The sequence below is a fragment of the Bosea vestrisii genome (genome assembly GCF_030144325.1).
GTDB lineage: Bacteria > Pseudomonadota > Alphaproteobacteria > Rhizobiales > Beijerinckiaceae > Allobosea > Allobosea vestrisii_A.
On record NZ_CP126307.1, the window covers coordinates 4,702,710 to 4,717,309 of the forward strand.

Sequence of the window (14,600 nt, forward strand, 5' to 3'; positions counted from 1 at the left end):
GCAAGCTCAGCCAAGCGAGCGCGACCAGACACCTTTGATCGGCGCGAAGGAATAGCGGTGGGCGGGGCAGGGGCCATGCGTCTTCAGCGCGGCGCGATGCGCCGCCGTGCCATAGCCGACATGGCTGATGAAGCCATAGGCCGGATAAGCGAGCGAAAGCCGCGCCATCATCCGGTCGCGCGTCACCTTGGCGACGATTGAGGCCGCGGCGATCGAGGCGATCAGTCCGTCACCACCGATGATCGCCTCGCAGCCGCAGGCCAGCGCCGGCGGATCGTTGCCGTCGACCAGCACGAGATCGGGCGACAGCGGCAGCGCCGTCACTGCACGCCGCATGGCGAGCAGGGTCGCCTGCCGAATGTTGATCGTGTCGATTTCCGCCGCGGAGGAACTGCCGACCCCGACCGCCAATGCGCTGGCGAGGATCAGGACGGCGAGCTCTTCGCGGCGCTGGGCAGTGAGTTCCTTCGAATCGGCGAGCCCGTCCGGGATCGCCAGGGGATCGAGGATGACGGCGGCCGCTACGACCGGGCCGGCGAGTGGGCCGCGCCCGACCTCGTCCACGCCGGCGACGCGAGCGCGCCCGGCAATCATTGCGGCCTGTTCGCGGCTGAAATCGGCGGTCATGGCTCCGCTATGCCAGATCATGGCGCGAAGGTCTGCCGCCGGCTGGATCACATCCACAGTTCAGCCCGGGTCCAGGAAGAACGCGCGTAGCGCTTCCGCCGTCGCCATCGGGCGCTCTTCCGGGAAGAAATGCCCGCCTGCCATCGCGCTGCCCTCGACCTCGTCAGCCCAGCGACGCCAGATCGCGAGCGGCCCGCCGTCGGCTTCATACCACTGCGCCAGCGCGCCCTCGGCGCTCCACAGGGCGAGCACCGGGCAGGCGATACGCCGCTCGTTTCGCTGGTCCTCGGCGTCATGTTCGCGATCGATTGCGGCAGCCGCCCGGTACTCCTCGCAGATCGCATGGATATGGTCGGCATCGCTTAGGGCTGCGACATAGGCTTTGCGCGCGGCCGGTGAGAACGTCGAGGCCGGGGTCCCCCAGCCATTGAGGGCGCTGTCGACGATCGCCTCCGGAGCCGCGGCGATGAGCCGCTCTGGCAAGGGCTCCGGTTGGGCGAGCAGCGCCCAAGGCCAGAAGCTGAGGGCGAAGCGGGCATCGGCCCGATCCCAGGCTTCGGCTGTTGGCACGATGTCGAACACGGCGAGCTTCGTGATCCGCTCGGGATGGTCGAGCGCCAGACGATAGGCGACGCGGCCACCGCGATCGTGCCCGGCCACGGCGAAGTGCTTGAAGCCCAGTTTCTCCATGACGGCGACCATGTCAGCGGCGAGCGCCCGCTTGCTGTAGGGCACATGGTCGGTGGTCGAGGATGGGCAGGAACTTGCGCCATAGCCGCGCAGATCGGCGCAGATGACGGTGAATTCCTCCGCCAGTAGCGGAGCCACGTCCCGCCACATCAGATGCGTCTGCGGAAAGCCGTGCAGCAGCAGGAGTGGTGGGCCGGAGCCCATCCTGCGCAGGAATATCGCAGCTTCCTCCGTTTCAATGATCTCGTTGCTGAAATCGTCCATGCCGACCTCCGCTTCCTCTGGCGGAAACGCGCAGCAGGTCGATCGGTGCCGCCATGCCCCAGACTGGAGCGATCAGAACAGGCTGAGCTGCGCCTTCTCCTTCTCCGGCTTGACGAAGAGGTCGGTGCGCAGCCGCAGCCGCGTGCTGTTGAAGCCGAGCCGCTCGGCCGCCATCTCGAAGCGCCGGCCGATCATCCAGGCATACGGGCCGGAACCGACCTGGCGCTGGCCCCAGGCGGCATCGTAATCCTTGCCGCCGCGGGTCGAGCGGATCAGCGAGACGACATGGCGCATCTTGTCGGGGTGATGCGTCACCAGCCAGTCCTGCACGATGTCCTTCACCTCGAGCGGCAGGCGCAGCAGCACATAGCCGGCCTCGCGCGCCCCCGCCGCTTTCGCGGCATCCAGGATGCGCTCGATCTCGTGCTCGTTGATCGCTGGCACGATCGGCGCGACCAGCACGGTCACCGGAATGCCGGCTTCCGACAGCCTGCGGATCGTTTCGATCCGCTTGGCGGGCGAAGCGGCGCGCGGCTCCATGTCGCGGGCGAGCTTTGGATCGAGCGTCGTCACCGAGAGCGCGACCTTGACCAGCCCCTTTGCCGCCATCGGTGCGAGGATATCGATGTCGCGTTGCACCAGCGCCGATTTGGTGACGATGCCGACCGGATGGTTGAACTTCGCCAGCACTTCGAGGATTCCGCGCATGATCCGCAGCTTCTTCTCGATCGGCTGGTAGGCATCGGTATTGGTGCCGATCGCGATGGTGCGGGGTTGGTAGCTCGGCGAGGACAGCTCCTTTTCCAGCAGCAGCGCCGCGTCCGGCTTGGCGGTCAGCTTGCTTTCGAAGTCGAGCCCGGGCGACAGCCCGAGATAGGCATGGCTCGGCCGCGCGAAGCAGTAGACGCAGCCATGCTCGCAGCCGCGATAGGGGTTGATCGAACGGTCGAACGAGATATCGGGCGAATCATTGCGTGTAATGATCGTCCGCGGCTTCTCGACCGAGACCTCGGTCTTGAACGCCGGCAGCTCGCCGAGCGAGCCCCAGCCGTCATCCTCGCTGATGCGGGTCTCGGCTTCATAGCGGCCGCCGGGATTGATCGTCGCGCCGCGTCCGCGCCGCCGCTCCGGGTCGATCTGGCTGCCGACATGGGCGAGCGGATCGACCGGTGCGAGCCGCACCGGCGCCGAGACGCTTCCCGGCTCGCTGTCGCGGCGTTTCAGCGGTTGCGTCCTGGCTGAGGGTCTGGCCTGCAGCATGGCTTCGTCTCCCGGCGGAATCGGTTGATCCGAGACCAAGGAATGTGAACATAACAGGAACAAAATGCAAGTGACAGGATTGCGACATGTTGCACTGCGTCATAAGCTGATCCCCCATGATCACCGCCGTCATCCGGGCCAATCGCGACGTCGAAGCGCTCGCAGCGACCTTGTCCGTGCTGATTCCCGCGGTCGCGCAGGGCGTGATCGGCCATGCCGTGGTGATCGACGAGGCAAATGACGCTGCGATCGAGCGTCTCGCCGACGAGACCGGCGCCAGCTATGTCAGGGCCAAGAATCTGGCCAGGAACGGCGAGGCCTGGTCCAGCGGGGTCGCGCAGGCGCGCGGCGACTGGGTCATCCTGCTCGAAGCCGGCGATCTGCCCGAGCCGCAATGGACGCCGAGCATCGAGCGGCATTTGCTGACGATGGCGATGCGGCCGGCCTTGATGCCGCTGCGCGGCATGGCCGCGGCGCTGCGCGAATGGGGCGCAGTCTCGCTGCGCTCGCGCCACGTCAGGGCCGGGCTCCTGGCGCCCAAGACGCAAATCCTGTCCGGCCGGCTGGCGCGTGCGCCGCGCCGGCTCACCGTGCGTCGCGAGCGCGCCGAAGGCTGAGCCGTCAGAGCTGGTTCGTCTTGAAGGTGTCGCAGCTCTGCATCGAGCCGGATTTGAAGCCCGTGTTGAACCAGCGCGTGCGCTGTGCCGACGAGCCATGCGTGAAGGAATCCGGCACGACGACGCCGCGGCCCTGTTGCTGCAGCTTGTCGTCGCCGATCGCAGAGGCGGAGCGCATCGCCTCGTCGATGTCGCCGGGCTGGATGCGGTCCATCGCCTGGATGTTATAGGCCCAGACGCCGGCGAAGCAGTCGGCCTGCAATTCGACCCGTACCGAAAGCTGGTTCGATTCGCGCTCGGAGACCCGTTGGCGCATCTCGTTCACCTTCGGCAGGATGCCGATCAGGTTCTGGATGTGATGGCCGATCTCGTGGCCGACGACATAGGCATAGGCAAAGTCGCCGCCGCCACCGAGCTTGCGCTGCATCTCCTGGAAGAAGGAGAGGTCGAGATAGACCCGCTGGTCGTTGGGGCAATAGAACGGCCCCATCGCCGCCTGCGCCGTGCCGCAGCCTGAGCGGTCGACGCCGCTGAACAGCACCAGCTTTGGTGGCACATATTTGCGGTTGGCCTGCTGCGGCAGCACCTTGCTCCAGACATCCTCGTTCTGCGCCAGCACGGCCGAGACGAAGCGGCCCATCTCGTCCTGTGGCGGACCGGCCGATTTGCGCTGCTCCTGCGTCGGCGCAGTGCGCCCGCCGATGCCACCGATCAGTTCGGCCCCGCCGATCAGCAGGCGCGGATCGATGCCGAGCGCCCAGCCGAGCAGGCCGAGCACGACCATGGTACCGATGCCGATACCGCCGCGTCCGCCGGGAAGGCCGGCATATTCGCCGCCACCCCCGCCACGCCGGTCCTCAAGATTGTCGGACTGGCGATAATCTTCCCAACGCATGCGCGAACCCTTGTTGCAGCGCCGCCAATGTCGGCGACGCGGCGGCCGAACTCAAGTCCCGTTGCGCAGGCGGCCTCAATGATAGCCGCTATCGGCCTTCACCTTGCCGCGGAAGGTCCAGTACACGAAGGCCGTGTAGAACAGGATCATCGGCAGGAGAAAGCTGACGCCGATCAGTACGAAGATGTGCGAACTCGGAGCCGCTGCGGTGTCCCAGATCGTCAGGCCGGGTGGCACCAGATAGGGATAGTTCGAGATCGCCAGGCCGAGGAAGCAGAGCAGGAAGATCGCGATGGTGAAGGCGAAGGGCGTGAACTCGTGGTTCCCGTGCAGTCGCTTCCAAACCATGTAGCCGCAGAAGGCGGTCAGCACCGGGAACGGCCAGAGCAGCAACAGATTCGAGGGCGTGAACCAGCGCTCGGCGATGCGCGGATGGGCATAAGGCGTCCATAGCGAGACCAGCGCGGCAAAGGCGAGCAGGCAAAGCAGCAGGGTCTTGGCCTGGCGCCGGGCGCGATCGGCCACCGCCCCTTCCGTCTTGAAGACCAGCCAGGTCGCGCCGAGCAGGGCGTAGCCGACGACGACGCCGGCTCCGCACATCAGCGAGAATGGCGTCAGCCAGTCGAACGGGCCGCCGGCGAACTGGTTATCGACGACCTTCACGCCCTGGATCAGCCCGCCGAGGATGACGCCTTGCGAGAAGGCAGCGGTGGTGGAGCCGAGCCAGAACGCCAGATCCCAGATCCGGTGCTTCGGCTTGGCGACCCAGCGGAACTCGAAGGCGACGCCGCGGAAGATCAGCGACAGCAGCATCAGCGTCACCGGCAGGTACAAGGCCGGCATGATCACGGAATAGGCCAGCGGGAACGCGACCCAGAGGCCGGCGCCGCCGAGCACCAGCCAGGTCTCGTTGCCGTCCCAGAACGGCGCGACCGAGTTCATCATCTGGTCACGCTCGCTTTCGTCCGCGGTCGTCGGGAACAGGATGGCGATGCCGAGGTCGAAACCGTCGAGCACGACATAGAGCATGACGGCGGTGCCGATCAGTCCGGCCCAGATCACGGGGAGATACCATTCCATCTGGATTCTCCTCAGCTCGCCGGCTGGATCTTGTCGTCGCCGGGATGACCGTCGCCGAAGATCGCCGAGGCCGGTGCCTGCGCCGCCTTCAGCGGCCGCTTCGATGGCTGCTCGGGCGGGTCCTCATGGCTGATTTCGTCTGGTCCCTTGGCGATCAGGCGGTTGATCAAGAGGATGCCGGCGGTGAACACCACGCAATAGACGAAGACGAACAACGCCAGCGAGATCGCGACCTCGGCGGTGGTGATCGGCGACACCGCATCCTTGGAGCGCAGGATGCCGGTGGCGACCCAGGGCTGGCGCCCGACTTCGGTAACGAACCAGCCGGCGAGAATGGCGACGAAGCCGGCGGGCCAGGTGTACTGGGCGATCCAGAGCCAGCGCTGCGACTCGAAGATGCGACCGCGCCACCAGAGCCAGGCTCCGATCCAGCCGAACAGGATCATCAGCGTGCCGAGCCCGACCATCAGCCGGAAGCCGAAGAAGGGGATCAGCACCGGCGGGCGGTCTTCGCGCGGGAAGTCCTTCAGGCTCTTGAACAGGGCGTCCATGCTGCCATGGGTGAGCAGGCTGGCGACGCCGGGGATCGCGATCTCGAAGCGGTTGAGCTCAGCCTTCTCGTCAGGCCAGGCGAAGAGCACGAGCGCGCCGGGCTTGGACGAGTCCCAGTGCGCCTCGATCGCAGCGAGTTTGGCTGGCTGGTAGATCGCGGTCTGCTTGCCGTGGAAGTCGCCGATGACAGCCTGCAGCGGTGCGGTCAGCGCGATCATCAGGATCGCCATCCGCACCATCGTCCTGGCCGACTCGGTGCGATGGCCGGCGAGCAGGTGGCGGGCGCCGGTCGCCAGCACGACGAAGGCGGTGGTGAGGTAGGCCGCCGTCATCATGTGTGCGTAGCGCAGTGGGAAGGTCGGGCTGAAGACGATCTTCATCCAGTCGACGGGGTAGGCGATGCCGTCGCGGACCTCGTGCCCGACCGGGTACTGCATCCAGCTATTGGCCGAGAGAATCCAGAAGCCCGACAGCGCGGTGCCGCCGGCGACGATCACCGCCGAGAGGAAATGCAGCCAGGGCGGCACCCGCTTCCAGCCGAAGAGCAGCACGCCGAGGAAGGATGCTTCGAGGAAGAAGGCGCTGAGCACCTCATAGCCGATCAACGGGCCCAGCACGTTGCCGGTGACTGCCGAGAACCGGCTCCAGTTCGTACCGAACTGGTAGGAGAGCACGATGCCGGAAACCACGCCCATGGCGAAGGAGACCGCGAAGATCTTGGTCCAGAAGCGGGCGAGGAGATGGAACTTCTGGTCGCCGGTCTTCAGCCACAGGCCGAGCAGCGTCGCGATATAGGCCGACAGCCCGATCGTGAAGGCGGGAAAGACGATGTGGAAGGAAATCGTGAAGGCGAACTGGATGCGGGACAGCAGAAAGGCGTCGATTTCCATCGCATCGCTCCGGCGTACCGGCCACGAACGTCATGGCCGAAAGACCCTGCCGGTTGCAGGGTCTACTTTGTACTCGGAATAATCAAGCCGATGCGACAGGGCAGCCTTCTGTGGTGACGCAGTGGCATCGCGCCGCTGCGTCAAAGCGCGTCGAGTGCCGCCTTGAGGGCTCGCAAGTCGCGCCAGGCCAGGCGCTTCTGCAGCGGTTGGCGCAGCAGATAGGCCGGGTGCAGCGTCGCGATCGCCCGGATCACGCGGGTGCCGGTATCGTATTCCCGCCAGCGGCCGCGCGAAGCCAGGATGCCGGAGACGCCGAGCAGCCCCTGCGCCGACGGGCCGCCGATGCAGACCAGGATGTCGGGATCGGCGAGCTGGATCTGGCGCTGGATGAACGGCAGGCAGATCGCGACCTCCTGCGGCGTCGGCGTGCGGTTGCCGGGCGGGCGCCAGGGCAGGAGGTTGGCGATATAGACATGCTCCTGCCGGTTGAAGCCGATCGAAGCCAGCATCCGGTCGAGCAATTGGCCTGAACGGCCGACGAAGGGCAGGCCGGCGCGGTCTTCGTCAGCGCCCGGCGCCTCGCCAACGACCATCACCTTCCCGGCCGGATTGCCGTCGGCGAAGACGAGGCTTTTCGCCGAGGCCTTGAGCGGGCAACCTTCGAAGCTGGCGAGTGCCGCCTTGAGCTCTTCCAGCGTCGTCGCCTCGCGCGCCAGCGCCTGGGCCGACAGCGCCGCTTCGTCCGGCGGCGCCGGGGCCGCTGTCGGGGCGCGCGCGGTTATCGGTTGGGAGGACGCCACGAGGCGTGCGACAGGCTGTCGCGCCGGAGCAAGCTCCGTTGCAGCTGCGAAATGGTCGTGCGGCGTCTCGTCGAGCGCCTCCGTCACGCCCATCTCGGCGTACCAGGCAATCAGTTCGGCTGCGGAGACGGCGTCGAAGGACATGGGCGACAGAATACCGCGGCGCTTGGAACGAAGCGAGCCCGTTCGCTGTTGCAAAATAACCGGGAGCCCCGGATAGAGGAATTCCAATCAGCCCCGCGGCTTGGCGGGATGATCGAGATAGTTCATATATAAACTATCTAATGACATATAAGCGGCGCGGGGTGGAGGGCAGCATGGATCTGAAGGAAGCACAGAGCACGCCGCGCGAGAGCATGGACTATGACGTCGTTATCGTCGGCGCCGGCCCGGCCGGACTGGCCGCCGCGATCCGGCTGAAGCAGCTCGACGAAGCCATTTCGGTGGTGGTGGTCGAGAAGGGCTCCGAGGTCGGCGCGCACATCCTCTCCGGCGCGGTCATCGATCCGATCGGCCTCGACAAGCTCCTGCCCGACTGGCGCCAGGACGAGGCGCGCCCGCTCCATACGGAGGTCAGCGAGGACGTCTTCTATTTCCTCGGCCCGGCCGGCGGCGCGCGCCTGCCGAATTTCGCCATGCCGAAGCTGATGAACAATCACGGCAACTTCGTCGGCTCGCTCGGCCTGGTCGCGCGCTATCTCGCCGCCCGCGCCGAGGCACTCGGCGTCGAGATCTATCCTGGCTTCGCGGCTGCAGAGCTGCTCTTCAACGAGGACGGCTCGGTCGCCGGCATCGCCACCGGCGACATGGGCGTCGCCAAGGACGGCACCGTCTCCGAGCGCTTCACCCGCGGCATGGAGCTGCGTGGCCGCTATACCCTGCTTGGCGAAGGCGCCCGCGGCTCGCTCTCGAAGATCGCGATCAGGCGCTTTGCACTGGATGAAGGCCGCGAACCGCAGAAATACGGCATCGGCCTCAAGGAAATCTGGCAGGTCAAGCCGGAGAAGTTCAAGAAGGGGCTGGTGCAGCACTCCTTCGGCTGGCCGCTCGACATGTCGACTGGCGGCGGCTCCTTCCTCTACCATTTCGACGACAACCTCGTCTCGGTCGGCTTCGTCGTCCATCTCAACTACACCAATCCGACGCTCTCGCCCTTCGACGAGTTCCAGCGCTTCAAGACCCACCCGATGATCCGCGATGTCTTCGAAGGGGCAAAACGCCTCTCCTATGGCTCGCGCGCCATCACCGAGGGCGGTTGGCAGTCGGTGCCGAAGCTGACCTTCCCGGGCGGGGCGCTGATCGGCTGCTCGGCCGGCTTCGTCAACGTGCCGCGCATCAAGGGCAGCCACAACGCCATCCTGTCGGGTATGCTGGCGGCCGAGCATCTCGTGCCGGCGCTGGCGGCAGGCCGTTCCCATGACGTCGTCGACGGCATCGAGGATAGCTGGCGCTCCTCCGAGATCGGGCGCGACCTCAAGCTGGTGCGCAACGTCAAGCCGCTCTGGTCGAAGCTCGGCACGCTCGGCGGCGTCGCGCTCGGCGGCATCGACATGTGGCTGAACCAGCTCTTCGGTTGGTCGCCCTTCGGCACGCTGAAGCACGGCAAGCCCGACCATGCCACGCTGAAGCCGATCGGCATGGTCAAACCGATCGTCTATCCCAAGCCCGACGGCAAGATTTCCTTCGACAAGCTCTCCTCGGTCTTCCTCTCGGCGACGAATCACGAGGAGGATCAGCCGGCGCATCTGAAGCTGACCGACCCCAATGTTCCGGTGCTGCAGAACCTGCCGATCTATGGCGAGCCGGCGCGGCTTTACTGCCCGGCGGGCGTCTACGAGGTGGTCTATGCCGATCCCGAGAAGCAGTCGCTGCCGCGCTTCGTGATCAACGCGCAGAACTGCGTGCACTGCAAGACCTGCGACATCAAGGACCCTGCCCAGAACATCACCTGGACGGTGCCGGAAGGCGCGGGCGGGCCGAATTACTCGAATATGTGATAGTATTCGATATTGTTGCCAAAGATTAAGGCCGCGGCGGGTGTATCCGGCGCGGCCTTTTTATTGACGCCTGAAGAGGTGGCGAATCAGCCCTTGCGGACGACGGGAGCGGGCTTCTCCGGCTCCTTGGTGGCGCAGCCGCCGGCGATGCCGGCAAGCGTCAGGACAGCAGCGAGCGCGAGCGAGACCTTCTTCATTTGAAGTGTCCTAAACGAATCGTCGCGAATATCCGCGACGGCGCAATTCTATGCCGATTTGCTTTACGGAAATCTATGATTTCGACGCCGCTATAGCAGTGGGTTGCGCTTTTCACGTGAGCGTGACGGCGATGCTGCAACTGCTATGCCGCACTTGTCGCCAAGCCCGGAAACGGCCATGTTGGCGGCTTAAAGGCTCTTAGATCGTTCAGGTCACGGTCCCGTCTACGGACCAGTTCCCGGCAGCCGGGGCGGACCGAGGGAGAATGGTGGACGTGACGTTTCAGATCGACGGCCGTAGCGCCGCTCTTATGCTTGCGTTTATCGCGGGACTGCATGTCGGCATGCCGGCGCTCGCGCAGGCGCGTCCGGTCGACAAGTTCGAGCCGGCCGAGAGTCTCGAAGGCAATTATCTGGCGGCGGTGGTGGCGGGTTCTGCCCGGGACCTCGGTGCGGCCTCGATCTATCTGCGCGAGGCGATCAAGAACGATCCCCAGAACAGCGAATTGCTCGAGCGCGGTTTCGTCGCCTTCCTCGCCGACGGCGCGATGAACGAGACCTTCCGCGCCGCCGAGAAGCTGATCCAGCGCGATGCCACCAACGGCCTCGCCCAGCTGGCGCTTGGCGTGCGCGCGTTGAAGCAGAAGAACTATACGGCTGCGCGCACCCAGTTGCAGCGCGGCGGCCGCGGCCGCTCCGCCGACATCACCGCGACCTTGCTCGCCGCCTGGGCCTATTCCGGCTCCGGCGAGACCAACCGCGCGCTCGAGACGCTCGACCGCCTCAAGGGCGAGGCGACTTTCGACCGCTTCCGCGACTTCCATGCCGGGCTGATCCTCGACATCGCCGGCCGCCGCAACGACGCGAACCGCCGGCTCAAGGCGGCCTATGACGCCGAGAAGACCAATCTGCGCCTCGTCGATCTCTGGGCCCGCCAGCAGGCGCGCGCGGGCGACAGTGACGCGGCCTTGGCGACGCTGAACGATTTCGAGCAGCGCGTGCGCCCGAACCATCCGATCGTGCGCGATGCGATCGCCAAGATCAGCAGCAAGGAGCCGCTGCAACGCATCGTCGGCAACACCCAGCAGGGCGCGGCTGAGGTGCTCTATGGCCTCGCCAGTGCCGGGATTTTGCAGGGCGACGAGGCGACCGCGCTGCTTTACCTGCGCTTTGCAGCCTATCTCGACCCAGGCCACGACCTTGCCGTGCTGACGTTGGCCGACATCCTCGAGCGCGCCAAGCAGACCGAGGATGCGGTCCAGGTCTACCGGCGCATGCCCGAGAACTCGCCGTTACGGCCGGTCGCGGATATCCAGATCGGGCTTGGCCTCGAGCAGCTCGGCAAGACTGAGGAAGCGGTCAAGCATCTCGAGACGATCATCGCGGCGCGGCCGGAAGACGTCGACGCCATCTCCGCGCTCGGCAACATCTACCGCTCGCGCAAGCGCTTCGAGGAGGCGGCCGCAACCTATGACAAGGCGGTCGCCAAGCTCGGCACGCCCGGCCGCTCCAACTGGGACCTGCTCTATTCGCGCGGCATCGCCTATGAGCGCACCAAGAAATGGCCCCAGGCCGAGGCTGATCTGCGCAAGGCGCTGGAGCTGATGCCGGAAGCGCTCAGCCGCGAGCGCGCGCTGGTGCTCAACTATCTCGGCTATTCGCTGGTCGACCAGAACCTCAAGCTCGAGGAGGCGCTCGGCATGCTGCGCCGCGCCGTCGAGCTCAGGCCGCGTGATGGCTACATCATCGACTCGCTCGGCTGGGCACATTACCGCCTCGGCCGCTATGACGAGGCGGTGACGGAGCTTGAGAAGGCGATGGAACTGCGCCCTTCGGATCCGGTGATCAACGACCATCTCGGCGACGTCTACTGGAAGACCGGCCGCTATCTCGAGGCGCGCTTTCAGTGGAACTATGCCCGCGACCTCGGCCCGGAGCCGGACGACCTCACCCGGATCCAGCGCAAGATCGAGAAGGGGCTCGACGATCAGGCGCCCTCGGCCAATGCGGCCGAGCCGAAGAAGGATGGCGGCTGATCCTTGCCTGCCAGACTGGCGACCCGCGCCCCGGCCAAGGTCAATCTCTCCTTGCGCGTCCTCGGACGCCGGGCCGACGGTTATCATGAGCTCGACAGCCTCGTCGCCTTCGCCGGTGTCGGCGACGAACTGAGCCTGTCATCGGGCGAGCCCGCGGGAGTCCAGATCTCAGGCCCGTTCGCCGCAGGCCTCTCGACCGGACCCGACAATCTCGTCCTCAAGGCCGAGCGCGCCCTGCGCGACGAGATCGCCGGGCTGCGCTCCGGCCGCTTCCATCTCGTCAAGCGCCTGCCGGTCGCTTCCGGCATCGGCGGCGGCTCGGCCGATGCGGCTGCTGCATTGCGCCTGCTGGCGCGGCTCAACGACTTGCCGCTATCGCATCCGGCGCTGCACGCTGCCGCCGGCCGTGTCGGCGCCGATGTCCCGGTCTGTCTCGAAGCCCGCGCCCGCATGATGGCCGGTATCGGCGAACGGCTCGGCCCACCTTTGAAACCGCCGCGCCTGTTCGCGCTGCTGGTCAATCCCGGTGTCGCGGTCGAGACCGCCGCGGTGTTCCGCGCGCTTGGCCTCCCTCCGGGACAGGATCATGCGGGCGGCGTCGATGCATTCGAGCCGGGTGATCCACCACCGGCTAGCCCGGCGGCGCTGATCGCCGTGCTAGCCGCCTCCGGAAACGATCTCGAAGCGCCGGCCCGAAGCGTTGCGCCGATCATCGGCGAGGTGTTGTCGGCGCTGTCGGCCTTGCCCGGCTGCCGGTTGGCGCGCATGTCGGGCTCCGGCGCGACCTGCTTCGCCCTGTTCGATGATTGCCGCGTCAGCGCCGAGGCCGGCAAGCTTCTGACGCATGGCCGGCCGGATTGGTGGGTGAAGGCGACTGTGCTGAGATAGGCGCCTCGGCTTCAAGCCGGAGGACGCATCATGACGCTGGCCTCTTTTCTCGCCTATGTCGGTGTCGCGGCGCTGGTGATCTGCACGCCGGGGCCAGACACCGCATTGACCATCCGCAACACCTTGTTCGGCGGGCGCGCCGCCGGCGTGCTGACCGCGCTCGGCGTGGCGACAGGTCTCTCGGTCTGGGCTTTGGCGACCAGCCTCGGCCTCGTCGCCCTGCTGGTGGCGAGCGAGCCGGTCTTCCGCGCCATCCAGTACGCCGGCGCTGCCTATCTGATCTATCTCGGTATCATGGCGCTGCGGGACGCTTTTTCGCCGGCAGGGGCCTGCATCGCCGGCTGCTGCCGCGATCTCGCCGCGGCGGCTCGCGCCCGCCATCGCCTACCGGCAGGGGCTGATCAGCAATCTCGGCAATCCGAAGATCGCGGTCTTCTTCGCCAGCCTGCTGCCGCAGTTCGCGGCCGGCAGCAGCAGCTTCACCATGCTGTTCCTGCTCGGACTGGTCTTCGCCGCGATGACCCTGCTCTGGCTCTCAGCCTATGCGCTTGTCGTCGCCAAGGCCGGTGACGTGCTGCGGCGCTCGCAGGTTCGGCGCGTCATCGAGGCGCTGACCGGCGGGCTCCTGCTGGCGCTGGGCCTCAGGATTGCGGCGGAGCAGCGCTGAACCGGCTCAGTGCGCCCGCGCCACGCAGAAGTCGACGGCGTCGTTGAGCGCCTGCTTCATCGGCGATGACGGGAACAGGCCGAGCGCATCCTTCGCCATCTTGGCGTAGTGGCGGGCGCGCTCGATCGTGTCGGCCAGCGCGTCGTGCTTGCGCATCAGGGCCTGCGCCTCGTCGAGATCGCCGTCGCGGACCTCGCCCTCCTGCAGGGTGCGGCGCCAGAAAGCGCGATCGCTCTCACTGCCGCGGCGGAAAGAGAGCACGACGGGCAAGGTGATCTTGCCCTCGCGGAAGTCGTCGCCGACATTCTTGCCGAGCTGGCCCGATGAGCCGCCATAGTCGAGTGCGTCGTCGATGAGCTGGAAGGCGATGCCGAGATTGAGCCCGTAGCTGCGGCAGGCGGCAGCCTCGCCCTTCGACGACTGGGCGATCACCGGCCCGACCTCGCAGGCGGCGGCGAAGAGTTCGGCGGTCTTGCCGCGGATCACGGCGAGATATTCGTCCTCGGTGGTCTCGGTGTTCTTGGCGGCGGCGAGCTGCATCACCTCGCCCTCGGCGATCACCGCAGCGGCGGTCGAGAGGATGTCGAGCGCGCGCAGCGAGCCGACCTCGACCATCATCCTGAAGGCCTGGCCGAGCAGGAAGTCGCCGACCAGCACGCTCGCCTCATTGCCCCACAGCATGCGGGCAGCGAGCTTGCCGCGGCGCATGTCGCTCTGGTCGACGACGTCGTCATGCAGCAGCGTCGCCGTGTGCATGAACTCCACCGAGGCCGCGAGCTTGACATGGCCATCGCCCTGATAGCCGCAGAGCGCCGCCGTTGCGAGCGTCAGCATCGGCCGCAAGCGCTTGCCGCCCGAGGAGATCAGGTGGTTCGCGACCTCCGGGATCATCGTGACCTCTGAGCCGGTGCGCGACAGGATCATCGCATTGACGCGCTCCATGTCGGCGCGCGTCAGCCCGACCAGCGGCGCGATCCCGCTTTGGCCGGTGTCCTTGTCTTCGAAAGCTACGACGACGCCCACTCGCAAACTCCGGCCGTTTCTCACGCGCTCGCGCGCCATGCCCTTGCCATAAACGTCGCATGCGTGACCAGCCCCGGCAATCCTTTCGCGACGCAGCAGATTGACGCTGCACCGCGG

The 14,600-nt window shown here is 66.6% G+C and carries 13 protein-coding genes and 1 pseudogene; 6 read left to right on the top strand and 8 right to left on the bottom strand.

All coding sequences use genetic code 11. The features are described from left to right. Positions 1–6 precede the first annotated feature (6 nt). The 3 genes from QO058_RS23090 to QO058_RS23100 form a co-directional block, all read right to left on the bottom strand. Positions 7–627: a ribonuclease HII gene (locus QO058_RS23090; RefSeq protein ID WP_284168552.1), complete on the bottom strand. Its 621-nt coding sequence runs from the start codon at positions 625–627 to the stop codon at positions 7–9. Between the two features lie 60 nt (positions 628–687). Then, positions 688–1,581 (bottom strand): alpha/beta fold hydrolase, encoded by an 894-nt coding sequence (locus QO058_RS23095; protein ID WP_284168553.1) that lies wholly within the window; start codon positions 1,579–1,581, stop codon positions 688–690. A 72-nt stretch (positions 1,582–1,653) separates the two neighbouring features. Then, the gene (locus tag QO058_RS23100; RefSeq protein WP_284168554.1) at positions 1,654–2,841 is read right to left on the bottom strand and encodes a PA0069 family radical SAM protein; all 1,188 of its coding nucleotides are present in this window, start codon (positions 2,839–2,841) and stop codon (positions 1,654–1,656) included. A gap of 116 nt (positions 2,842–2,957) precedes the next feature. On the opposite strand from QO058_RS23100, the gene QO058_RS23105 reads away from it, so the two are divergent. Beyond that, complete coding sequence (locus tag QO058_RS23105) at positions 2,958–3,458, top strand: hypothetical protein (RefSeq protein ID WP_284168555.1); 501 nt, start codon at positions 2,958–2,960, stop codon at positions 3,456–3,458. A 4-nt stretch (positions 3,459–3,462) separates the two neighbouring features. Here QO058_RS23105 and ypfJ read toward each other — a convergent pair whose 3' ends face one another. From ypfJ to QO058_RS23125, 4 genes are all read right to left on the bottom strand, one after another. Then, on the bottom strand, positions 3,463–4,353 hold the full coding sequence (gene ypfJ / locus QO058_RS23110; protein ID WP_284168556.1) for a KPN_02809 family neutral zinc metallopeptidase: 891 nt from the start codon (positions 4,351–4,353) through the stop codon (positions 3,463–3,465). A 75-nt stretch (positions 4,354–4,428) separates the two neighbouring features. Further along, complete coding sequence (cydB, locus tag QO058_RS23115) at positions 4,429–5,433, bottom strand: cytochrome d ubiquinol oxidase subunit II (protein ID WP_284168557.1); 1,005 nt, start codon at positions 5,431–5,433, stop codon at positions 4,429–4,431. A gap of 11 nt (positions 5,434–5,444) precedes the next feature. Next, the gene (locus QO058_RS23120) at positions 5,445–6,875 is read right to left on the bottom strand and encodes a cytochrome ubiquinol oxidase subunit I (RefSeq protein ID WP_284168558.1); all 1,431 of its coding nucleotides are present in this window, start codon (positions 6,873–6,875) and stop codon (positions 5,445–5,447) included. A gap of 140 nt (positions 6,876–7,015) precedes the next feature. Further along, positions 7,016–7,819: a uracil-DNA glycosylase gene (locus tag QO058_RS23125; protein WP_284168559.1), complete on the bottom strand. Its 804-nt coding sequence runs from the start codon at positions 7,817–7,819 to the stop codon at positions 7,016–7,018. 173 nt (positions 7,820–7,992) lie between these two features. Here QO058_RS23125 and QO058_RS23130 point away from each other — a divergent pair, with 173 nt between their 5' ends. The 5 genes and pseudogenes from QO058_RS23130 to QO058_RS23150 all read left to right on the top strand — a co-directional run bounded on the left by QO058_RS23130 (position 7,993) and on the right by QO058_RS23150 (position 13,460). Next, positions 7,993–9,672: an electron transfer flavoprotein-ubiquinone oxidoreductase gene (locus QO058_RS23130; protein ID WP_284168560.1), complete on the top strand. Its 1,680-nt coding sequence runs from the start codon at positions 7,993–7,995 to the stop codon at positions 9,670–9,672. A 463-nt stretch (positions 9,673–10,135) separates the two neighbouring features. Further along, positions 10,136–11,905 (top strand): tetratricopeptide repeat protein, encoded by a 1,770-nt coding sequence (locus tag QO058_RS23135; protein ID WP_432211973.1) that lies wholly within the window; start codon positions 10,136–10,138, stop codon positions 11,903–11,905. A gap of 3 nt (positions 11,906–11,908) precedes the next feature. Continuing rightward, positions 11,909–12,793 carry a 4-(cytidine 5'-diphospho)-2-C-methyl-D-erythritol kinase gene (locus QO058_RS23140; RefSeq protein WP_284168562.1) on the top strand — a complete coding sequence of 295 codons (885 nt, stop codon included), beginning with the start codon at positions 11,909–11,911 and terminating at the stop codon, positions 12,791–12,793. A gap of 30 nt (positions 12,794–12,823) precedes the next feature. Beyond that, a pseudogene (locus QO058_RS23145) lies at positions 12,824–13,054 on the top strand (LysE family translocator); the annotation flags it as partial. A 184-nt stretch (positions 13,055–13,238) separates the two neighbouring features. Beyond that, complete coding sequence (locus QO058_RS23150) at positions 13,239–13,460, top strand: hypothetical protein (RefSeq protein ID WP_284173004.1); 222 nt, start codon at positions 13,239–13,241, stop codon at positions 13,458–13,460. Positions 13,461–13,466: 6 nt separating this feature from the next. Here the strand turns inward: QO058_RS23150 and QO058_RS23155 are convergent, their stop codons facing one another. Continuing rightward, complete coding sequence (locus tag QO058_RS23155; RefSeq protein WP_284168563.1) at positions 13,467–14,483, bottom strand: polyprenyl synthetase family protein; 1,017 nt, start codon at positions 14,481–14,483, stop codon at positions 13,467–13,469. Between the last annotated feature and the right edge of the window lie 117 nt (positions 14,484–14,600).